25 protein-coding genes are annotated in these 21,759 nt (G+C 49.3%); 13 read left to right on the forward strand and 12 right to left on the reverse strand.

From position 1 onward, the window contains the following. Positions 1-77 precede the first annotated feature (77 nt). Positions 78-557, forward strand: a complete 480-nt coding sequence (locus tag LRP54_RS06415; protein ID WP_231235415.1) for an SRPBCC family protein — start codon at positions 78-80, stop codon at positions 555-557. A gap of 85 nt (positions 558-642) precedes the next feature. Here LRP54_RS06415 and msrA read toward each other — a convergent pair whose 3' ends face one another. Then, positions 643-1,170: a peptide-methionine (S)-S-oxide reductase MsrA gene (gene msrA / locus LRP54_RS06420; RefSeq protein WP_231205702.1), complete on the reverse strand. Its 528-nt coding sequence runs from the start codon at positions 1,168-1,170 to the stop codon at positions 643-645. A gap of 81 nt (positions 1,171-1,251) precedes the next feature. After that, the gene (locus LRP54_RS06425) at positions 1,252-2,979 is read right to left on the reverse strand and encodes an L-serine ammonia-lyase, iron-sulfur-dependent, subunit alpha (RefSeq protein WP_442984628.1); all 1,728 of its coding nucleotides are present in this window, start codon (positions 2,977-2,979) and stop codon (positions 1,252-1,254) included. A 75-nt stretch (positions 2,980-3,054) separates the two neighbouring features. Between LRP54_RS06425 and LRP54_RS06430 the strand changes: the two genes are divergently transcribed. From LRP54_RS06430 to LRP54_RS06440, 3 genes are all read left to right on the forward strand, one after another. Further along, positions 3,055-3,528, forward strand: coding sequence for an S-ribosylhomocysteine lyase (locus LRP54_RS06430; protein WP_231205701.1), 474 nt, complete (start codon positions 3,055-3,057; stop codon positions 3,526-3,528). Positions 3,529-3,570: 42 nt separating this feature from the next. Continuing rightward, positions 3,571-4,350: a 5'-methylthioadenosine/S-adenosylhomocysteine nucleosidase gene (gene mtnN / locus LRP54_RS06435; protein ID WP_231235416.1), complete on the forward strand. Its 780-nt coding sequence runs from the start codon at positions 3,571-3,573 to the stop codon at positions 4,348-4,350. Between the two features lie 124 nt (positions 4,351-4,474). Continuing rightward, positions 4,475-4,993, forward strand: coding sequence for a low molecular weight protein-tyrosine-phosphatase (locus LRP54_RS06440; protein WP_231235417.1), 519 nt, complete (start codon positions 4,475-4,477; stop codon positions 4,991-4,993). Positions 4,994-5,099: 106 nt separating this feature from the next. On the opposite strand, the gene LRP54_RS06445 is transcribed toward LRP54_RS06440, so the two are convergent. After that, on the reverse strand, positions 5,100-5,651 hold the full coding sequence (locus LRP54_RS06445) for a phosphoribosyltransferase (protein ID WP_231235464.1): 552 nt from the start codon (positions 5,649-5,651) through the stop codon (positions 5,100-5,102). Between the two features lie 142 nt (positions 5,652-5,793). Then, positions 5,794-6,432 carry a hypothetical protein gene (locus tag LRP54_RS06450; protein WP_231235418.1) on the reverse strand — a complete coding sequence of 213 codons (639 nt, stop codon included), beginning with the start codon at positions 6,430-6,432 and terminating at the stop codon, positions 5,794-5,796. A gap of 374 nt (positions 6,433-6,806) precedes the next feature. Between LRP54_RS06450 and LRP54_RS06455 the strand changes: the two genes are divergently transcribed. Together LRP54_RS06455 and LRP54_RS06460 are read left to right on the forward strand one after the other, a co-directional pair. Beyond that, the gene (locus LRP54_RS06455; RefSeq protein ID WP_231235465.1) at positions 6,807-7,532 is read left to right on the forward strand and encodes a nitroreductase family protein; all 726 of its coding nucleotides are present in this window, start codon (positions 6,807-6,809) and stop codon (positions 7,530-7,532) included. Positions 7,533-8,014: 482 nt separating this feature from the next. Continuing rightward, on the forward strand, positions 8,015-8,410 hold the full coding sequence (locus LRP54_RS06460; RefSeq protein ID WP_231235419.1) for a hypothetical protein: 396 nt from the start codon (positions 8,015-8,017) through the stop codon (positions 8,408-8,410). A gap of 97 nt (positions 8,411-8,507) precedes the next feature. On the opposite strand, the gene LRP54_RS06465 is transcribed toward LRP54_RS06460, so the two are convergent. The 6 genes from LRP54_RS06465 to LRP54_RS06490 form a co-directional block, all read right to left on the reverse strand. Further along, positions 8,508-9,254 carry an amino acid ABC transporter ATP-binding protein gene (locus LRP54_RS06465; protein WP_231205695.1) on the reverse strand — a complete coding sequence of 249 codons (747 nt, stop codon included), beginning with the start codon at positions 9,252-9,254 and terminating at the stop codon, positions 8,508-8,510. Beyond that, complete coding sequence (locus tag LRP54_RS06470; protein ID WP_231235420.1) at positions 9,254-10,138, reverse strand: amino acid ABC transporter permease; 885 nt, start codon at positions 10,136-10,138, stop codon at positions 9,254-9,256. The genes LRP54_RS06465 and LRP54_RS06470 overlap by 1 nt, the downstream gene beginning before the upstream one ends. A 171-nt stretch (positions 10,139-10,309) precedes the next feature. Then, positions 10,310-11,170 (reverse strand): ABC transporter substrate-binding protein, encoded by an 861-nt coding sequence (locus tag LRP54_RS06475; protein ID WP_231205693.1) that lies wholly within the window; start codon positions 11,168-11,170, stop codon positions 10,310-10,312. A gap of 237 nt (positions 11,171-11,407) precedes the next feature. Continuing rightward, positions 11,408-11,863: a cupin domain-containing protein gene (locus tag LRP54_RS06480; protein ID WP_231235421.1), complete on the reverse strand. Its 456-nt coding sequence runs from the start codon at positions 11,861-11,863 to the stop codon at positions 11,408-11,410. Between the two features lie 9 nt (positions 11,864-11,872). Continuing rightward, a complete protein-coding gene (locus LRP54_RS06485) occupies positions 11,873-13,273 on the reverse strand; it encodes an amidohydrolase family protein (protein ID WP_231235422.1) in 1,401 nt (466 codons plus the stop codon). Positions 13,274-13,396: 123 nt separating this feature from the next. Continuing rightward, on the reverse strand, positions 13,397-15,073 hold the full coding sequence (locus LRP54_RS06490) for an adenosylhomocysteinase (RefSeq protein ID WP_231235423.1): 1,677 nt from the start codon (positions 15,071-15,073) through the stop codon (positions 13,397-13,399). A gap of 162 nt (positions 15,074-15,235) precedes the next feature. On the opposite strand from LRP54_RS06490, the gene LRP54_RS06495 reads away from it, so the two are divergent. After that, positions 15,236-16,111 (forward strand): Cof-type HAD-IIB family hydrolase, encoded by an 876-nt coding sequence (locus LRP54_RS06495; RefSeq protein ID WP_231235424.1) that lies wholly within the window; start codon positions 15,236-15,238, stop codon positions 16,109-16,111. 145 nt (positions 16,112-16,256) lie between these two features. On the opposite strand, the gene LRP54_RS06500 is transcribed toward LRP54_RS06495, so the two are convergent. After that, the gene (locus LRP54_RS06500; protein WP_231235425.1) at positions 16,257-16,874 is read right to left on the reverse strand and encodes a hypothetical protein; all 618 of its coding nucleotides are present in this window, start codon (positions 16,872-16,874) and stop codon (positions 16,257-16,259) included. A gap of 173 nt (positions 16,875-17,047) precedes the next feature. On the opposite strand from LRP54_RS06500, the gene LRP54_RS06505 reads away from it, so the two are divergent. Together LRP54_RS06505 and LRP54_RS06510 are read left to right on the forward strand one after the other, a co-directional pair. Further along, positions 17,048-17,569 carry a peptidylprolyl isomerase gene (locus LRP54_RS06505; protein WP_231205688.1) on the forward strand — a complete coding sequence of 174 codons (522 nt, stop codon included), beginning with the start codon at positions 17,048-17,050 and terminating at the stop codon, positions 17,567-17,569. 146 nt (positions 17,570-17,715) lie between these two features. After that, the gene (locus LRP54_RS06510; RefSeq protein ID WP_231235426.1) at positions 17,716-18,576 is read left to right on the forward strand and encodes a rhomboid family intramembrane serine protease; all 861 of its coding nucleotides are present in this window, start codon (positions 17,716-17,718) and stop codon (positions 18,574-18,576) included. Positions 18,577-18,790: 214 nt separating this feature from the next. Here LRP54_RS06510 and LRP54_RS06515 read toward each other — a convergent pair whose 3' ends face one another. Continuing rightward, positions 18,791-19,054, reverse strand: coding sequence for a cell division protein CrgA (locus LRP54_RS06515; protein ID WP_231205686.1), 264 nt, complete (start codon positions 19,052-19,054; stop codon positions 18,791-18,793). A gap of 122 nt (positions 19,055-19,176) precedes the next feature. Here LRP54_RS06515 and LRP54_RS06520 point away from each other — a divergent pair, with 122 nt between their 5' ends. From LRP54_RS06520 to LRP54_RS06535, 4 genes are all read left to right on the forward strand, one after another. Beyond that, entirely contained in the window at positions 19,177-19,977 is an 801-nt protein-coding gene (locus LRP54_RS06520) for a DUF881 domain-containing protein (protein ID WP_231205685.1), read from the forward strand. Beyond that, complete coding sequence (locus tag LRP54_RS06525; protein WP_231205684.1) at positions 19,958-20,731, forward strand: class E sortase; 774 nt, start codon at positions 19,958-19,960, stop codon at positions 20,729-20,731. The genes LRP54_RS06520 and LRP54_RS06525 overlap by 20 nt, the downstream gene beginning before the upstream one ends. A 16-nt stretch (positions 20,732-20,747) precedes the next feature. Beyond that, a complete protein-coding gene (locus tag LRP54_RS06530; protein ID WP_231205683.1) occupies positions 20,748-20,903 on the forward strand; it encodes a hypothetical protein in 156 nt (51 codons plus the stop codon). 156 nt (positions 20,904-21,059) lie between these two features. Further along, the gene (locus LRP54_RS06535; protein ID WP_231235427.1) at positions 21,060-21,704 is read left to right on the forward strand and encodes an anthranilate synthase component II; all 645 of its coding nucleotides are present in this window, start codon (positions 21,060-21,062) and stop codon (positions 21,702-21,704) included. Positions 21,705-21,759 lie beyond the last annotated feature (55 nt).

The following is a 21,759-nucleotide window of genomic DNA, read 5'->3' on the forward strand; positions in this document are numbered from 1 at the left end:
AGGCCAAACTGTATGTAGCTCTAAGGGGCAGCGTTCATTCTCTGGCGAAAACCTGCATATCCGGTTAGCGTACATATATGAATATCTTTGGTGAAAACGAAATGTCGGATGTGAATGAAGAATACGATGTTGTAGAAATTGACACCCACATTCACGCGCCCACAGAATCAGTATGGTCCTTAGTAAGCGAAGCCGGCTGGTGGATTAACGACGGTCCTTTAGGTGACCATGAAGTAAGCGTTGACGAGGAAGGAATCTACCATGTGGCCGACCCTGAAGCTGGTGAATGGCTGGTAGAAAAAGTAGATGAGGACCCTATGGACCTCGTTGCTTTCCGCTGGTACCCGCTAGCTGGCGATGAACTTCCAGAAGAATACGCAACACGAGTGGAAGTTTCACTCTCTGAAGAAAACGGTTCCATTGCCCTCCATGTAGAAGAAAGCGGCTTATCCACCGTCAGCGATGACGAGGACGTGGCTCGCAGTGCATGGGAAAACGCTTCAGGTATGTGGCACGAAGTACTTGCAGAAGCAAAGAAATACCTCGAAAACTCCTGACCCGCACATATACGAATACTGCAAAGAAAACAACAGGGGAAATTGAAGCGCACTGACACGTTAAATATCAATGCGCCGTCCCCAATCACAAAGACTGTGCCCGAGCAAAAGCAACCGGACCAATGTGACAATAACCCCGAGGATTCTTCATGAGGTAATCTTGGTGATCCTCCTCAGCAGGCCAAAAATCACGTAACTGCTGGACCTCAGTTGCAACGGAAACCCCAAGCTTTTCCTCGCATGCCCGCACGGCCTCAGCAATAATTGGTAGATCCGCTGAATCCTCCCAGTAAATACCTGTACGGTACTGGACACCGTAATCATTACCCTGCTTATTCACCGCTAGAGGGTCGATTGTGTCAAAAAATAAATCAAGGAGAGGGCGCAGAGGCATTTCATCTTCATCGAAAGTAATGCGCACAACCTCAACATGCCCTGAATCACTGCACACATCACGGTAACTCACAGGAGTAGACCACGGCTTCCCATCAGCGCTTATCGGACCATTTGCATAACCCACTTCTGTATCTTGCACACCTCGTACAAGTTGGAAAAGCCGTTGAAGCCCCCAGAAACAACCGCCACCCAGAACAATGCTATGTGGAGTAGACACGGAAATCTCCTTTCACTTATACCTTCACCTTAGCGAAGTGCAGAAAGATGTGCTTTTTGTAGCAGGAACAGCCACAGTGGATCAACATTCCACCACATTCACCGCAAGACCACCGGCAGAAGTTTCCTTATATTTCGACAACATATCCACACCTGTTTGACGCATAGTTTCAATAACAGCATCCAGACTCACCGTGTGGCGACCATCCCCCCACAACGCCATACGTGCGGCGTTAATTGCCTTCACCGCGGCAATCGCATTACGTTCAATACAAGGGATTTGCACGAGGCCAGCAACAGGATCACATGTCAGGCCTAAAGAATGCTCCATAGCAATTTCAGCAGCATTTTCCACTTGATGAAGAGTCCCACCTAAAGCCTGCGCTAAACCTGCCGCAGCCATCGCAGAGGCTGAACCCACTTCACCTTGACAGCCCACTTCAGCACCAGCAATTGACGCATTCGTTTTAATGAGGACACCTATAGCTGTTGCCGCCAAAAGGAAATCATGGACAGCGCGACGGCGACGCACACACGCTTCATCATGATTATCAGGCGAGAGACGGAAAGGCGTGCGACGCTGCGAATTCGTTGGAGCAAAAGCGCCAAAAGGAATCCCAGCTTCAGGACAATACGCAACCAGATAGCCTAAAACCGCTGGTATGACACCTGCTGCACCATTCGTCGGTGCGGTCACCACACGATGTCCGGCTGCGTTTTCCTCATTCACAGCGAGCGCGTATAAATTCACCCAATCCATTGCTCGCATAGGGTCATCAGTGGTGGAAGCCCACGGTACAGCTCCCGTGCTGTCACTCGGATGCGATACTACACGTGCATGAAGTTTTTCTGACAATGCATGTGCACGGCGAGGAACATCCAAACCTCCAGGTAAAAATCCCTGAGCTGACATGCCGGCATCCACACAATCAAACATCGTATTTGCTACCAGATCAAGGTGAGCGTCAAGCTCTTGAGCGCTGTGATGCGCTTCCTCATTTGCGCGGACAAGTTGTGCAATCGAAAGAGAAGAAGCCTCACATGCAGCGAGTAACTGCGCACCCGTTGTAAAAGGGTACGGACTGGTGCTATGCGAAGACTCAGGCGAATATGAATCAGTGTTATCGTGACGGAAGGTGAGGGGATCTGCCGTATCTGAATGCGCGCAGTTGGAGGAAATAAGACGCGTTAAAACTTCATCAAGAGGACGGACAACAGGGTTTTGGTCATCTCCCGCGTTTTCTGGGCATGTGCTGATTTGCGCCATAACGAAACCACCACCTACGGAATAGTAGGTTCGCTGCAAAATAGGGGCAGTGCTGGCATTTGCGTGATGCGCAGTGATTGTGAGGGCGTTGACGTGATACGGCAAAACGACAGCAGGTAAGAATTTCACGTCCGCAGCTATATCAAAGGCAATAGCATGACCCCCATGAATTACCAGCTGCCCGGTACGAGCAATAGAAGGTAAGAGATCTTCAACTTGGCTGATGGATACGGTTTCTGGCGCGTATCCGGCTAAACCTAGCAAGACAGCGCGATCAGTATTGTGGCCGCGACCTGTTGCACCTAAAGAACCATACAGATTAATACTGAGGCGTGCGGGAGTCATGTTCCCTGCGACATATGCAAGTTCTGCGGCAAAAGCTGCTCCGGCTCGCATAGGGCCAACAGTATGTGAGGAGGAAGGACCTATGCCGACACGGAAAATATCCATAACGGAAAGAGAGGACAGTGAGCGCGCGCTTTTACTTTCAGACGTAGTGGAGGACGTGCTTGTGTACGTGGAAGTAAATGCGCCTGAATCCATGGGAAAAATTGTCTCATGTGTTCGCATTATGTGAGTGGCTAGAAACTAGCCGCCTGCTCCTCGTACACTCAGAGTATGACTGAACGCATGAATGTAGAATCTTTCAACCTCGACCACCGCACAGTTGTTGCCCCCTATGTGCGTATTGCTGACCGTAAAACCCTGCCAGGCGGGGACGTCCTCGTTAAATACGATGTCCGTTTTACTCAACCAAATAAAGCGCACCTGGATATGCCAGCAGTTCACAGTATTGAACATCTCAGTGCAGAACTTATGCGCAACCACACGGATCGCCTGATTGATTTTGGTCCTATGGGATGCCAAACAGGTTTCTACGCGATGTTACTTGGTGTGGAAAAAGACGAATTCTTACAGATTCTGCGTAGCACATGCGAAGACATTCTCAATGCAACAGAAGTACCCGCAGCAAATGAAGTGCAATGTGGATGGGGTGCTAACCACAGCCTTGAAGCAGCACAAAAAGCAGTACGTGAATTTCTGGACGCATATGAACAGTGGACGATTGTGACCCAAGAGGACGCACAGTAATTACGTGCTACACGCCGAAAACCTACTCATCGGAGTAAAAATATGAATGCAACACATTCCGCCACTGAACACCGTGCTCACACATTGCCTGAACTGCCAGAACGTATCCGCGTGAGGGCTGTCATCCAATGCGCAATGGATATGGAAGCAGAACCAGTCCTATCAGCATTAGATCCGCAGTCACCACAAAAGACCCTAGTGATCGGAAACGATGACGCGCATCAGCAGATATTCACGCTAGGGACACTTGAAGGCCACAGCGTACTAGTTGTAACCAGCGGTATTGGTTTAGCAAATAGTGCCGCAGCCACAGCACGTGCTCTGACCCTTGTTCAACCAGATATTGTCATAGCTGCAGGCACCACAGGGGGACTGCATAAAGACATTCGAGTGGGCGATATCGCTGTTGGTGTTCGCACGGTTTACAGTTGCGCAGATGCCACCGTTTTCGGATATGAGCGAGGACAAATTCCGCGAATGCCAGCGGATTATCGCAGCTCTGAACGGGCACAGGAAGCCCTCAACACGCTGTCAGATCACATTGAATATCAGGTCATGGTAGGGGATATCGTCTCCTCTGATTCTTTTATGAACGGCGACATTGTTGATATTGTTCGCGCAGATTTTCCAAACGCCATGGCATCAGATATGGAAACTACCGCTATGGCGCAAGTGGCCTGGTCTTACGGCAGTGACTGGGTATCGTTGAGAGCCGTATCTGACCTATGCGGACCTAGCGCAGGGGACGATTTCCGTATGGACGGCCAAAAAGCAGCTCAACATAGTGCAGAAGCTGTGCGCGCATACCTGTCGTTGTACTGAACTAACCCGTAAAGCATGAAATAGCCCTGCACTGACATGTTCCGTGCAGGGCTTCCTCATATGGGTTACGCTTCCTTGCGAAGCAGCGCAACATAAGAATCAAAGGAAAGAAAGAGGACCTGTAATGACGGTGCGTGTACTCATGGTGTGTACCGGTAATATTTGCCGTTCAACAATGGCTCATCAGGTTTTCGCTGAAGTAGCAGCGCAACACGGATTGGATGTCCACGTGGACTCAGCGGGTGTATCCGACGAAGAACACGGTAATCCAATTGATCGTCGTGCCGCACGTGTCCTACGCGAAGCAGGCTACGCAGTACCTGACCATCGTGCTCGTCAAATCCACGCACATGAACTGAGCCAGTGGGATGTCGTTCTTGCCATGACGGACTATCACTTACGTTCCTTGAATCGTTTACGTGAACGCGCGGGGCTGCCTTGTCCATCCTCATCTGATGCTCAATCCCCATTCGTAGGGCCGGACATTCGCATGTTCCGTGACTTTGACCCGAAAGCATCAGCAAGTGATCGTGACCTGCCGGACCCTTGGTATGGCGGCCATCAGGACTTTGTGCAGACCTTAGAAGTCATTGAACGGTCGATGCCGAATATTGTCGAATACATCCGGTCCTTAGGTGCTTAAATTACCGTGAATCACCCCTACGTACACGCAGCGTTGTCATGCGCATGTGAACGTGCCTGGTAATGGGAAACCCAACCCAGGTAATTCCTCAAAGTTTCGATTACCCTCAGGCGCGCGACTGAACTGTAGGCAAAGTAGACCATGGAAAATTGATCCATAAATCTGTTTCGCGCCACACATAATCGGGAGTAATCACAGAAACAGGTTTGCAATACAAAACAGCGCTGCGTGCATCCACGTGACTGCTGTTATTCCCATCTAAAGTAAGACCACGATCAGCAATCATTGACATCACCATTTTGAGTGTTCGGCCCGAATCGGCAACATCATCAACAACGAGGACACGCTGCCCATCAAGCGCAGACACATCCATGAGTGGAGGCAACAGTTCAGGTTCAGCAAGAGTCTGACCAATACCGGTGTAAAACTCCACATTCATCGTGCCCATAGCTTTTACTCCCATTGCGTAGGACAACGCGCCGGCAGGAATGAGTCCTCCTCGCGCAATAGCGACAATCAGATCAGGCATCCACTCAGAATCCACAATGCTTTGCGCAAGCTCACGAGAAGCGTCACCAAAACCCTGCCATGTCAAAATTTCACGATCAGAACTAACGACATCATTGGCAAAAATACTTGCACCATCATCGAAAGGCATGTGATGGGTGTTCATACATACTCCACGTTAATCGCAGGGATAAATTTCCTTTATTTTACGCTGAGCAGAAAAGCCAAGCTCACACCTGTCGCATACACCATTTCACATGGAACAACACGTAGTTTCGTAAGTATTCTGCAGATTACAGGACATTACCCGCATAATCACAGAAAGCCGGCCCTTCAAAATCTTGAGAGCCGAGTACCTGTAGGACACGATCCATTAATTCTTCAGGGCGTTGCAAACCCATTGAAAACTCAGGATGACGCAGCTCAATCGCAACCATTCCAGAAGGATCACTCACAGGTTCTGTGTCAAAAGACTCACGCAAAACAGGTGCCAGTAATTCAAGATCTGACGAGGCACCGAAAATCCACGTGCGCGCCATCGGACCGTCCGCAGTATCCCCTATGTGCAGACGAGTGAAAACCACATGAGAGCCTGCGCGCGGCCATATCTGACCTGAGCGCACAAAAAGGTGCACATCATCTTCACCAATAGATTCTTCAATCAGGCTGTAAGCGTATGCTCCGATGCCTCGTAAAGTCAATGAATCAGCGATAACACCTAAAAACTCATCATCGAAAGGAGTGTCTTGGAAATATATTGCCTCACCATATGTGGGCATGTGCGTTCCAAAAGGACGGACAGGAATCCCAGCGTCTTTCAGGGCTTTAACAACAGCGTAAACATTGTGCTCAGGGAAAGGATGGAGGACTGCTGCGTTAGAACTGACACGTTCAACAAAAACATATGTGCTGAAACCAAATGCGGTGGACATTCCCATATTCTATGCTCTTTCTGGCTGCTTGCTAACTAAATCGACCAAATAGCCAGTACTTAAAGCTACTTGCACATATAAACCACCAGCACCTCCGCTGTCACGGTGTACAGTGAATGGTGGAACTTCCCTGTCAATGACTGCCAGACACTATGGATAAAAATATGCAGGCTTAATTCTCCCACCGCCTTGGTAGTGACGATAACTGCCTAGCCATCTACAGATCCACAAGCACAGCGCATAGAAAAACAGCACATAGAAAAGAGGCCACGATGCGCACCGACATGACACCACAAGAGGACTTATCCCAGACCACGAAGGTGCTACACACCCCTGAAAACACGCCTGTTTCTAATCCAACAATTGACCTGCAAATGGCTCACAGGACGATCCGCGCATTCACAGAGCAGCCCGTCAGCAACGACGAACTCCACACCCTCTTTCAAGTGGCACGCCACACGGCAACAGCAGCTTTCTTACAACAAGCCACATTAATCCACGTGCGCGACCAGTCCATACGTGACGGACTCTGCCAGGTGAGCGGACAAAAATATGTCGGCGGTACACGCGGTGAACTCTTTGTTTTTGTTGCTGACCTGTATAGAAACGCCACAATTCGTCACGAAGCCGGAATTGAGTCAGAAGTATTTGGCCGCACAAATATGTTCTTTGAAGCTATCGACGATACTTTGCTTGCCGCACAAAATGTGGTTGTTGCCGCTGAATCAATGGGGCTGGGCACAGTCTACCTTGGCTCATTAAATTCTGATCCTCGTCGCGTTATTGACCTGCTTAAACTCCCGCGCTTGACCTACCCGATTCTTGGCCTCCTTGTCGGCCATCCGGATCAGTCACCGATGTACAAACCGCGTTTACCCTTGTCGGTGACAGTAGGCGTTGATACCTACCCGCATGTGGAATCATATAGCGATGTTTTAAATGACTATGATGCGCTGGTCACCGAATACTACGATTTACGTGAGGCTCAGCAGCGAATCGATTCTTTCACTCACCAAGTACGCACACGTGCAGGCACAGGTGCTTCAGAGCTGTCACCAATCCTTGAAGTCCTACATGAACAAGGCTTAGTGCTCCACTAAAAGTCACATGGCATTATGGTTGGTATTTCACTGACGCTTGGTGCCACAGTGGGCCCTGCCGTCATATCAACGGTGACGAATCAAGCTATTCGTACAGTTGATACGGCGTAGATATATGCAGGCATTATTGTGTTCAGGTGCGCTTTGTTGAGCACTTACCTGTGTTCGTAGATGTGAAGTATTCATTCCAACTATTGCAATCGTCACAGGAGCAATTGACGCGGGTTTCCTATTCATTAGGATTCCTATGATTTACCTACACGTATCCGAATAGTCCCTATTTGTGATGATATGTTCTGTTTACGTTGGTATTACAGGGCTTCGTACCTCATTGTGGGGGTTTTTGGAGTGGTCGCACCGATTAGTCGGCATGTATTACGTGAAGAAAAAGAAAAATGGTAGTCAAGGAATACACAAAGGCAGGTAGGGCCAAATTTTGGCGAAAATCCGCCAAAAAATAGAATGAGAGTAGCATCGTTTTCATGAGTACACGAAAGATTTTGACATCCGTTGCCGTACTTTTGATGGCAACTGCTTCTTTAACAGCATGTAGTACCCCCTCAGCACATATGAGCGGCATGCAATCAGCAGGTAAGGCAGCAGCTCAAAGCTCACAGCCAGCACCAATCGCCAAGCGCCCCGAAACCATCAATGGTTCAGAGGTAAAGGTTCCTGAACAACGTGGTCTTGTTCTGATGATCGCTGAGAATGCTGACAAGTGGACTGCTGAAATAGCGGACTCATCAATCGTGGAATTTGTCGCCGGTGAGAAACCGGTATTTAAGCCACTCGCTGTGGGTTCTACAGAGGTCACATTGACCCCGCCTCAGGGTGAAGCTATCACTTTCACATTAAGTGTCACCCCTGGTGCTAACTGATAAATACCACTACAACTAACAAGTTGGGCCTTTACCTGAGCGGTAAAGGCCCTCATCATATGCTGTGCAAAATAAAGTCAGCACATAGGCAAAGAATTTAATGCAACACGCGGCGCAGAAATTCCTGAGTAGATTTCTCCTGAGGATTATCAATAACTTGTTCAGGAGGCCCTTGCTCCACAATACGACCGCGTTCTAAGAAAACCACGCGATCAGCGGCACTACGAGCAAAACCTATCTCATGAGTTGCCATCAGGATCGTTGATCCTTGCGATTTCACTTCACGTACAAGGTCAAGGACTTCACCTACCAAAATAGGATCAAGAGCAGAAGTGATTTCATCAAGCAGCAGTAGCTCCGGATTCGTTGCTAAAGCGCGAACAATAGCAACACGTTGCTGCTGACCACCGGATAAACGATCAGGATACTCACGTGCTTTTGACTCTAAACCAATACGAGTCAGCAACTCCAGACCACGTTTTTCAGCGGCTTCCCGATCATGCCCATGCACCTTACGTGCAGCCAAGGTGACATTGTCTAAGACACGTAAATGCGGGAATAAGTTGTAATGCTGGAAAACAACACCAATCCGAGCACGCACTTTATTCACATCCACATGAGGAGTTGTAATATCCTCGCCTGAAAGGAAAATTTGTCCGTCATCGAGTCTTTCCAACAGATTCACCGTGCGCAATAAGGTGGATTTACCCGAACCGGACGCTCCTAAAAGGACGACGACCTCATGCTTGGCAATCTCCAAATCCAAGCCGCGCAAAACAACATTCGTGCCGAAAGCTTTAACAACGCCTCTGACATCCAAAACAGGCATATTTTCAGCAGACATCAGACGGTCCCTCCTGTTTGTTCGCGTTTTTGCAGACGCGCTGTGTACCAGTCAGATAAACGAATGAAAGGCCAACTCAGCAGAATAAAAAGCAACCCAGCGGTCACATAGGATGTGAAGTTATATGTCATAGCCTGATGAACCTGAGCTGCACGGATCGCATCCACCGCACCAAGAGTGGAAATAAGGCCCACATCTTTTTGCATAGAAATAAAATCATTCATTAACGCGGGGGTCACTTTACGTATAGCCTGAGGAATCACTATATGACGCAGAGTTTGCCCGTGAGTTAAACCCAATGAACGAGCCGCAGCGCGCTGAGATGGATGAACTGCTTCAAGACCGGCACGCAACACTTCTGCAACATACGACGTGTAGGTGAGAACTAAAGCAATACCACCAAGTAAAGCAATAGGGATACGTACCGTTGGATTAAGTGCGGGAACACCAAAACCTACAAGATACAGGACAACAATAAACGGCAGACCGCGGAAAAGATCCGTGTAAGCGGCAGCCAAGAAACGTACAGGAAAGAAAACCGGCCCACGTAATGAGCGTGCAGTAGCCAGCAAAATAGCTAAAACAATAACAAAAAATGCTGCACCTACGAGAATACGTAAGTTCAGCCATAAACCCTCAAGTACAGAAGGCAAAGATTCAATGAAATATTTACGAGAGAAAAATGTTTGTTGCGTCTGTGCCCAGCCAGGTGAATGAGCTAAAAGCACAACCACCAGTGTGGCTACAATAATTGAAGACGCTGTGGCGATACTTGTACTTCGTAGTGCGCGCAATCGCCGTAGTTTGCGACGTTCCAGTTCAACAGGGGTGACAACGTGCGTGAAATCACCGATCACTTCCACGGCACTGTCTGAATGAGCCATACATGCTCCTCAAATGGAGGCAGCGCAGAAGGAACCATGAAAGTGTGGAACCTACCGAAACTGCCGAACATTGACGTAAAAAAGGAGAGCGGGCGTGGATGCCCATAAGCCGCCCACGTGTACGACGATATTACATACGAAGTCACATCGCACACGCAGGCGACTCAAAGATCATTGAAGAACAGGGACAGACACAGAGTCAGAGAGCCACTGTGTTTTGATTTTCTCTAAAGAACCGTTTGCACGAAGAGCATCAACAGCCGCAGTAACAGCAGCAGTTAGTGGCGAATTCTTTGGCAGGACTAAACCAAAGTTTTCAGCAGCGGAAGCATCTTCAAATTGGCCAACGATCTTACCGTTATCAAATTCTGTGGCGTTCAAATGAAGCGCAGTTGGCAAATCAACAATAATTGCATCAATCTGACCACCTTTAAGTGCCTGAACGACATCTACAGAATTGTTGAAAATCAGCGCGTCCTTTGTGGGCTGAATTTTTTCTTTAAGGACTCGGGCGCTGGTTGTTCCCACTTGCACACCAAACTGAATACCTTTCAGATCAGCAAGAGAAGTTGCTGAAGCGGCAGGAGATCCTTCTGTTGTCAAAATAGCTTGGCTGGTGGTGTAGTACGGGGATGAGAAATCCACGGCCTGCTTACGTTCCTCGGTAATAGCAAACTGTTGGAGGTTGAAATCCCAGTCCTTTGCGCCTGGAGCAATTGCAGAATCAAAAGTGGTACGTACCCACATGACATCGTCATGTGCAAACCCAAGCTGGTCAGCAACAGCGTAAGCAACAGCTGCTTCAAAACCCTGACCAGAAGCCGGATCATCATTTTCAACCCACGGGCTGTAAGCTGGCCCACCTGTGGCAATAGTGAGTTTACCTGCGGTTACTGTTGGCAGTGCGCCACTTTCTCCACTGGCAGTTGCGGTTTCAGTGCTTTGAGTTGAGCCGCCCGTGCAAGCAGAAAGAACAAGAGCGACGGTAGCGCTCACAGCAGCGAGGGCAGAGAAAGTTTTCAAGCGAGTCATGGATCGTCCTATGTGTTAGTTGACATGACGGGCTGAAAAACTCCGGGGAGTTTTTCAGTGACGCGATTCCTTTCGTGTACGCGCACTATGTGAGCCTAGTGCTATACGCAGACGCATATACAACAGGGTCAATCCAGTGAGACTATGCAACATGCTATGTGACCCACATTTTGACATCGGGAACATTCGCCACCAGGTATGCAGAAAGCGAGATTTCCTTTGATATTTCAGGATTTTCTATTTATCTGCGCTGTGAGCAAGAGTCCAATCATCAAAAGAAAACTCAGGAGAAACAATACAGGTGGCAAAAGTCACGTCGTCACGAGCGAAAGTGCGCTGCCATGTACCCGCAGGAATTAACACCTGCAAATTCCCATCTTCGCCTGATAAAACCACAGGGTCAGGATCTTCTTGAGGAAAGTCACCGGTGCCTCCCCGATGAATCTCTAAACGGCCTGGGCCATGCCACAACCACAGTTCATCTGAGAGGACCACATGCCAAGCAGCTTCTTCATCCTGATCCAGTAAGAAAATAATCGCTGACGCTGTTGCCCGGCTGCCGCGCGCTGTTTCCACACGTGTTGGCGCAGTCCACGTGCGTTTATACCAGCCGCCTTCTGGATGAGGTTGAAGATCATGCAGACGCGTAAGATCACGGACACGTGCAGAAGAAATATGAGAACCCGCAGACATGATAAAGCCTCACCCTTTCACCGTACGCGTAGGAAAAACTGAAGAATCCGCAGATTGACCTGCAACATCATCATGAGGAAAATTTGTGGCCGCATAACGCAACTGTCCCTCAATAATTGTTGCTACTTGACGTCCAGCACCTTCACGCACCACACACTCGATAGTGCTCATCACATCTGTGACAGGCACATCAACTACCACCATATCAGCCAACGCGCCCGCTTGAAGCTGCCCTACACGATGCTGTCCGGTCGCTAAACCAAGAGCTGTTGCCCCACCCAGCGTGGCAGCCTGTAACAAGCGCCGACTTAAATCTGAACTTCCATACCCTTGACGACGAGCAATATCATACAAAAGTGCTACATCTTCCAAAATATCGAGGCTAGGCGAAGACGACAGAGAATCCGTACCGACAGCAATCAGATTCCCCTCACTCAAATACGCCGCCACAGGAGGCTCATCCAAACCAATCACAGCATTGGAACGCGGACACAAAGCAACAGCTGTTGAACGCGCCCGCAAACGACGACGATCATCCGCAGTCATATACACGCCGTGTGCAATATGACAGTCAGGGCCAAGAACCCCTAACTGATCGACAAATTCAGTTGCAGAAAAACCAACACCAGCTTGACGTATGGAAGTAAAAGAAGCCGATTTTTCATTGCGCCACAAATCTGCTAAAGCCGCGCCACCTTCCACATCATCCCAACGGGCCTCCATCTGTGCCTCACCTAAATGAATATGCAAACGTAAACCACGACGGCGCGCTAAATCAGGTATTTCCAGCAGGGGAGCAACTTCTAAAGAATACGGAGCATGAGGTGATATCCCAATCGCAGGGGGTGTCGGCATTTTTTCAAGGGCCGAATGGACAGAACTAACACCGCGCTGCGCCCACTCCTCATTTGAATAACCCATGACCTCCCAGTAGGCCACGCCATGCAGCCCCGCGTCATGGAGGGCGCTCGCTGCTTCAGGGTCCGTTACCACGTCAGCAACACACGTAGCTCCATAACGAAGCATATACTCGGCACCCTGTGCTGCGGAAGTCTCCCAATCTAAAGGCCCCGCGTCGTAAATAGCATCAAATGCGGCCATCCACGAAGGGAAACCATCATACTGACGCAACCCCACCTCAGCCATATTCGTGTACTGCAAATGAGTATGCGCATTCACAAAGCCAGGTAGCAGGACACCAGGAACATGAGTTTCCGTGTACGTCATACCGCGCTCACGTAAAGTGGTGATAACCCAATCGCGTGACCCAATATGTTCAATACGGCCATTTAATACGGCAACAGCCCCCCCAAGGACAGAAGGGGCGGTAATAGGGACAACAAGATCAGCGGACCACAGATGGACATTAGCTGGCACCTGACTACGTTCAGATACGGAGGAAGTATTCACAAGTGAAGGCTTTCTGTGTGTGAACATCATCGTGTATGAGTGTAAAACGATACATGGCTTTTGTTGCTGTGCGCTTGCACCCAAAAGACCTGTTTCACAGGGACGGGAAGTATGAAAAAATACTCACGTACGTAAAGTATCGCGGCGCTCAGCATCATGTTTGAGTGAAAAATCAGATAAAACAGAAGCGCTAGGAGCAAAAAACTTAAGAGCCATCTGAGATATCCCATGATCGAGCGTAGCGGGGAGAGCATGCAAACGAGACTCTCGCGCATTCATACCGGTAAGTAAATATTCCACCGCCGCTGTTTGGACACCAAATGACATATCCATGATTTCTATAGGATTACCTTCACCGGCTGTGCAATTAATACACCCGCCCTTATCCATAACTTTCAGTCCACGACCATCAGCAAAACGCAGAATATCCACAGCCCGATCACCCGTAGGCTCCCATGATGCACCTGCTGCAATGGCCTCCTCTAACGCGATTTCCTGTGCGACACCACCGATCACCGAAAGGACACAGCCATCAGGTGCGCAAGCAAGTACAGAACTGTTGATGGTATGACGTACTCCAGTAGCCGACACAATCCACTGCATATTTTCAGCTACCGCATCAGGTGAAATACATACCTCATATCCATCCATATACGCTTGAAGAAGGCGCACTGAATCCGTATCACAGATCGTTACTTTGGCACCGAAAGCACGGATAAGGCGCGCAAAGCCTCGCCCTACGTCACCATAACCAATAACGAGCACATGCAGGCCACCCATATGTAACCCCTCATGGTTCGCATCCAGTAGATCCATAATGGTAAAGAGACAGGACTGCCCTGTCCCATACGCATTATCAAAAAGTGTTTTCGATCGCGCATCATTACTGGCAACAACAGGTATTTTCAAAGCGGAATCGCGTTCCATAATCCTCAAAGGACGCAAACCGGAAGTTGTTTCTTCCGCTGCACCAATCATGTGCCGCAAAGCAACAGGCGCGTACGCGTCCTCATGGGCCATCCGAATGAGATGTGACCCATCATCCAATAGGACTGTGAGCTGCTGAGAAAGAAAATCGACAGCGGCATGTTTTTCCTCTTGCGCGCTCATCTGCGCATACCCGTAGACAGGTATTCCCTGATGACGCAGGTAGTGCGCAACATCATCACGGATTTCATCAGCATGACCAAAAACACTGACCGTAGCACCAGCCTCATGAAGGAGCAGCGCAAGAACAGCCGTTTTAGGTTCAAGGACCAGCGACAATCCAATACGTTGATCCATTAAGGTCCCCCGCTCAGCTAAACGCTGAACGGCAGCAGTTGTGACAGGCATATGCGCTCGCGCCCATGCGATACGTGCCTGAGCGCTGGCAGGACAAGAGCTGTGAGGATCCTGTAATTCAGTATTATCAGGGCCGATGACATGAATATCCGTCGTAGAGTGAGCGTGTACGACAGTAGTTTCAGGATGTTTTTCTATAAGGCCCGTGAAATCGAAAATAGCTGCGTAGTGCGCAAGTGGCAGTGGGGCATCATTGAGGCCGTGCCCGTGATGCGCATGGGCACCTAAACCTGTGAGCAGCTCGTCAAGGGCATCCGCAATAGGCACGTACCCCTGATAATTCGTTTGCTCAGATTCGGGCGGTGTCAGGAGGAGGAAACGTCTTCCGCAGATCAGAAGGTTCGTAGCGGCAGCCCACGTGCGTAGGAGGACCTGTGCTACGCGCCCAGAAGCTGATGTATGCGGGTGTGGAGTTGGGATTGCTCCACCTGTGGAAGATAAGCGTGGAAGTGACACGCCATGACCGTAGCAAGAATGTGTGCCTAAAGCCAAAGGAGGAACGTTCACTGTGGAACATATGTGTTCCTGTTTTTACAGGGAATGTGAGCTGTATTAAAGCGATGCGAAATAGCTTTGTGTGTAAGGGAAGTGTCTTACAGATTCTGGGAGAATGAGTACATGAGTGCGTCACCTGCTTTCCCTTATGACTCCTTACCGCGCGATGTGGATATTCGACTTGTAGCGGTCGATATGGATGGCACACTGCTGCATGATGACAAGTCAATGCCTGAACAAATGTGGTCTTTTCTGCGTGAACTATCTGAACGCAATGTGATTTTCACTCCGTCCTCTGGCCGGCAATGCTGGACGCTTCTGGACATGTTTGAACGTGTACGCGAACCTATGACGGTAATTGCTGAAAATGGTGCGATTGTCCTGCGTGATGGAGCGGAGGTTTCTTCCGCTGCAATGGACCATGCAACCGTGCGTGAGGTTATTCGTCGAGTACGTGAATGTGTAGCCACAGGCGTGAATGCGGGCCTGATGATGTGCGGTAAAGTGAGTGGCTACGTTGAACGTGGTGATGATGAATTTATTCGCTCCTGCATTCCCTACTATCACCGGACACGTATCGTTACAGATCAGTGCGAAATATTGGACCGCATGGAATCAGGGGACCTTGATGATGATGTCATTAAATTAGCGGTTTTTTGCTTTGACGCGGTTATCCCAATTGCGCAGATCGCATTGCAGCCATTTGCTGACACGCACCAGTACGCGATTTCTGGACACAACTGGGCAGACCTGCAAATGAAGGGTGTTGACAAAGGGAGCGCTGTCCGTGCCCTACAGCAACACTTAGGAATAGGTCCTGAACATACCCTTGTTTTCGGTGACTTCCATAATGACATCAGTATGCTTCAAGCTGCCCACTGGTCTTTCGCAATGGCGAATGCTCACCCTGATGTGATTGATGCTGCTCGTTTTATTGCGCCTTCAAATAACGAGGATGGGGTGTTGCGCGTTACTCGTCACTTGCTGGGAATTGACTGAATCAATTACGGCGCGTGCGAGGAAAAGCGAATATCCACAGAAGAACCTACGGTCCGCGACAATGCGCATATGGGGCAAACGTCACATGAATGTCACGCTCACCCCATATGTGAAAAGATGCAAAGAAACATGCTGATAAGCAGGATCACTCGTCTTCAGCGGCAGGAGTTTCGTCCAGATCCTCTAATTTTTCAGCCTCCGTTAAAGGAACAACGCTCTCAGAATCTAAGTCAGCCCAGTATTCTTCTGCCCAAGGGTCTTCAATAGGCTGGCTACGTTTCCACAGTAAATAACCGGCTCCTACAACAACACCTGTAGCTGCAGTCCAACCGAGGGTGCGCAGGAAACGGCGCTTGCGGCGTACTTTACGTGTGGGAGTTGTTAAAGCGGTAACGGATGCTTTACGGGCAAGTTCGGCGCGGTCAGTCAAGGGAATATCTCTTTTCAGTGCGGATGCGGATTCTTCAACTGCGCGATTAATACGCGGCAGGTAATCGTCAACAACATTGTGACGAGCTTCTTCGACGGTAGGCTTTACGCGTTCGGCAACATCAATGGCTTTGTCAGCAGCTGACTCAACCAGTGGTGTCGCGCGTTTAATGGCCTCTTCAAGGGCGGCTTGTGCGCGTGGGGCAGCCCAATCAAGGCCCTGCTCAGCCAGATCTGTTGCAGCAACAGCAACACGTCCAGCATGTAAAGCAACAGTGTCACGTAGTTGCAGTGCTTCTGTTTTTAATTTGTCGGTCGGTGGAGTCTTTGCCATAAGGTTTGCCTTCCTCGTATGTTGTGCGCCGAGGGTGGACAACCTCAATGAGCGCGCAAGCCAACACGAACACTCTCTATTGTGCCTTGAAGAAGTGTGACATGCAGCCTAAGTGAGACAAGAGATTATGTGCTACTCGTCGAAAAAGCTATTTGTCTGCGACGATTGAATACATGGAAACTATTATTCACACCACTCTTGGTGATATTCGCATTGAACTTTTCCCAAAGCAAGCTCCTTACACGGTAAAAAACTTCGTGGATCTTGCCCTTGGCCAGCGCGAATGGATGGACCCTGCTACCGGTCAGAAAACCTCGCGTCCCCTTTATGATGGAGTGATCTTTCACCGAGTAATCCCTGGATTCATGATTCAAGGTGGCGATCCCTTAGGAACCGGCACAGGTGGCCCTGGTTACACTTTCAATGATGAAATTAGTCCAGAGCTTACTTTCAATGAGCCTTACCTCCTCGCAATGGCAAATGCTGGTAAGCGTATGGGACAAGGGACAAACGGTTCACAATTCTTTATCACAGTTGCACCTACGCCATGGCTGCACGGAAACCACACGATCTTTGGGCGTGTCATTGATGAAGAATCCAAGCGAGTAGTGGACGCGATTGTTTCTGTTCCTACCGGTCGTAATGATCGTCCTATTGAAGAAGTTCGTATCACTTCAGTTGAGGTGAATGAATAAAAACGCATACTTCCGCAAGGATTTCCTACGCGTGAAGTCATGTCAGTGAGGTCGGGGAGCTGCTCCGGCCTCACTTATTTATGTGTAAAACATGCGGATATGTTGGCTTGTAGCTCATGATGGATACACGAGTGAAAGGAAAACATGTGAACGGTTCTGCGCTTTACGGTCAGCGGTCAAATTATTCTGCCGCGCCACCGTGTCCACGACACCCATCGGTACGTTCCGTTGACTACTGCAAACGGTGCAATCGGCCAATATGCGTTGATTGTGCAATTCCAACAGAGGTACGTTCCATCTGCGTGGAATGTTCAGGACAGAAACGAGTACAGATCCGTCATACGACACCGTATATCACCTACACGCTGATGGGTGCATGTGTTGTGGTGTATGTGTGCGGAGTGATATCACCGCTCCTATGGCAATACATGGCTTTCACACCACTGGTGGGGCTGATTCAGCCGTGGCGTTTCTTGAGCACTGCTTTCCTGCATAGCGGCATCGTGCACCTCTTGTTCAATATGTCAGCGCTGTACTTTGTTGGCATATCGCTTGAGCAAATCCTTGGTAAGTGGCGTTTTATTATCCTGTACGCTTTGAGCGCTATCGGCGGTTCTGCCGCTGTATTGGCGTGGGTGCTATTTGCGCCGGGTACGTATAACCAGATAACGGTCGGTGCTTCAGGTGCGGTTTTCGGGCTTTTCGCGGCGATTTTTGTTATACAAAAGCGAGCAGGTTTAGATACGAGGTCAATTATCGGCTTGCTTGTGGTGAACTTTTTATATGGTTTTATTGCTCCCAATATTTCGTGGCAGGCCCATGCGGGAGGAATGCTCACCGGATTGTTGGTGGCGTGGGTGCTTATTATGTTGATGCAGCCTCGCCCAGGTCTAACCGCTCGTCAGCAAGAGATACGTTCAGTTTTAGCGTCTGTCGGCATGATTGTTGCCATGTGCGCGCTGATTGCGCTGATATATCGGGTGATATTTGAGGTATTGGGTTCCTAAACCCTCAATCATCTGTCATGTAGGTTTGCATAGGGGATAAACAGCGGAAATACATCCGTGTTATTTATCCTCAACTGTGCATAAACCTGTGGATAACCATGTGTCAGGTGAATGGGAGGTGTTTTACGCTCCCCCGTGTACCCTCGGTAATAAACCGCAGAAAACAACAAAGGGCACCGCGTCTGCGATGCCCTTCACTACGAGTAGTACGTTATCAGCGCCAACGCATTGTCATAATGAAACCAACCATCATGACACCAAGACCGATCACTAAATTCCACCAGTTAATGTGCGGAATTGGATACAAACCACCGGAAATGTAATACACCAGCAGCCATACCAAACCTATAAGCAGCAATGTAATAAAAGTGGGAGCCCACCAGCTAGGCGACAAAGGAATACCATCCGTCCACGATGGAATAGAGGTATCTTCAGCGGCGTCATGACCGTTCTTTTGACGTTTCCGAGACTCAGGCACGGTAATCCTTCCCAATCAAAGCTTCCATAGATGAAAGTCCTAGGCGTGTGTAACGAGCAATGACACCGCACCTCGCCTAGTCTCAGAGAGAGAACTCGTAAAGCCCTACGCAAGGAGGTGACATGACGCACGAACTAAAAGATGATCTTACACCGTCTGTGCAACCTCCGACCAATATATCCGACACATCAGCACAGAAAATACTCAAACGTAGATCACATGTTCCCCACAGGAAATATGTCACCCTCCGTCACAAAATCACGGTTTTTATCGTGACTTTAGCGGCAGGGTTCCTTTTCATCCTGCCTGCACGCCTCGCATTCCACAATGACAACACCACTGATGGTGACCTAGTGAACCTAGTCCGTAGCCGACAAAATAGTGTGAACGAACTAGAAAAAGAACACAATGCTCTGGCAGATCACGTCCAATCTTTCACAGAGTTGGCTGAACCTGAAACCACAGAAACCTCCTCACAGGTGTCCACAAAGCAGTCACTCAGTGGACCAGGAGTTGTCATTACGCTCACAGATTCGATGAACCACACCCCCCATGAAGGACTCACAGCGAATGACCTTGTCATCCACCAACAAGACATTGAAGATGTGATGAACGCACTGTGGAGTGGAGGCGCAGAAAGTATGACAGTACAAGGAATCCGAGTGACTTCACGAACTGTTATCCGGTGCATCGGAAACGTTATTTTAGTCGATGGAACATCATACTCACCTCCCTACACCATAGCTGCTATAGGTAATCCGGAAGCTCTGACACGAGCTGTTTACGCTGATCCTCGGGTAGCAAACTACCTGCAGTATGTGGCACTGTATGGTTTAGGCTGGGAAATGAAGGTAGATAATTCCCTCCACATGCCAAGGACATCGCAAGATGTCACGCTCTCTTATGCGAAAGTGGTGGATTGATTTGGGCTCGCATGTTCGTAAAGCATCACGTGGCTCCAAGATTTTCTACGAAATCCTTGGAGTCATCGGTGAGCTGCTCATCACGGCAGCGATTGTATTGGCTCTTTTTGCTTTCTGGCAGGTCGTATGGACCAACGTCCAAGTTGAAGCACCGCGTAAAGCCGCAGTTGTTAAATACCTGGAAGAAAACGCGCCCGTTACCAAAGACGAAGGCGTATCAGAAGAAGGCGACCCTCCGAAATTTGACGAAACCCTCAGCCCAGGGCAAATCTACGGTGTCCTCCACATTCCCAAATGGGATTGGAACCGTATGCCCCTAGCTGAAGGAACCGAAATGAATGTCCTCAACAGCGGATGGGCAGGACACTACAGAGACACCGCATTTGCTGGTGAAATTGGAAACTACGCTGTCGCCGCGCACCGACGGACATTTGGTAACAGCTTCCTACGAATCAACGAACTAGAAAAAGGCGACCCTGTTGTTGTTGAACTATCCGACCGATACGTTGTCTACGAAGTAGATAGTTACGCAATTTACTCAGCCTACGATGAGACGAATGTTAAGGTCATTGCCCCAGTTCCCGGCGACCTGACTTTTAAGGAAGTGCCCACTGAACGTTGGATGACAATGACCACATGTAACCCTGACTGGGGAGACTGGGAACGTTACATCGTTCACCTCAAGTACAAATCATGGACCAAGAAATCCTCTGGAGTTCCTTCAGCTCTGGTAGGCGAACCTCCGCTTGAATGAAAGAGAATGACACAGAATGTACAATTGGATTTTCCGTCACCTGCCTGGACCCACATGGCTTAAAATCATTGAATCGTTGATCCTGATAGCAGCCATCGTCGCTGCCCTATTCGTATGGGTATTCCCTTGGGCACAAAGCTACCTCAACATTGGTGACGCTAACGTTGGCTAACCTAGTGGCTAACACGATCAATAAAAGTAAAGACAGGCGATAAAAGTTTTCCTCAATATGAGGACACCATCGCCTGTGATGGTGACATCAAACAAAGGAACTCAGCCGCTGTGCGCTCACAATACCTGCTCGCCAGCATATAAGGAAGGTACGGATATGACGCGGATTCTTTGCGTAGATAACTACGACTCATTCGTGTGGACTATCGTCGGCTACCTGCGTCATATGGGTGCTGAAGTGGATGTTATTCGTAACGATCACGTTGATCCTCACTGGTGGGCTCAAGGTCAATACGACGGTGTGCTTATTTCACCGGGACCAGGCGATCCTAAAGGCGCGGGCGCCTCACTTCAAGTCATTGAGGACTGCGCTGAACGGTCAATACCTATGTGCGGAGTGTGCCTAGGCCATCAAGCATTAGGTGAATACTTCGGTGCCACAGTGACCCACGCTCCAGAACTCATGCACGGAAAAACCTCCGTTATCACACACGATATGCAAGGACTGTTCCGCGGAGTTCCTTCACCGCTGACAGTTACTCGATACCACTCATTAGCAGTCGACCCTGCGACAATGCCTGATGAACTGATTGCCACCGCATACACCGATAACGGAATCATCATGGGGTTACGACACCGCACCCTTCCTTTAGAGGGCGTGCAATTCCACCCAGAATCCGTTATGACCGAGCACGGTCACCTCATGCTTGCGAACTGGCTAGCCCAATGCGGTGAAACAGAAGCCCCAGTGCGCGCACGCTCCCTGGCACCAATAGTCGCTCAACGTCAACTACAAGCATAAAACCCACTAAAGCTCAGGCCCCTGAAAGGACAACACATTAAAAGGGGCATCAACA

Source organism: Schaalia sp. lx-100, assembly GCF_021083625.1.
Taxonomy (GTDB): Bacteria; Actinomycetota; Actinomycetes; order Actinomycetales; family Actinomycetaceae; genus Pauljensenia.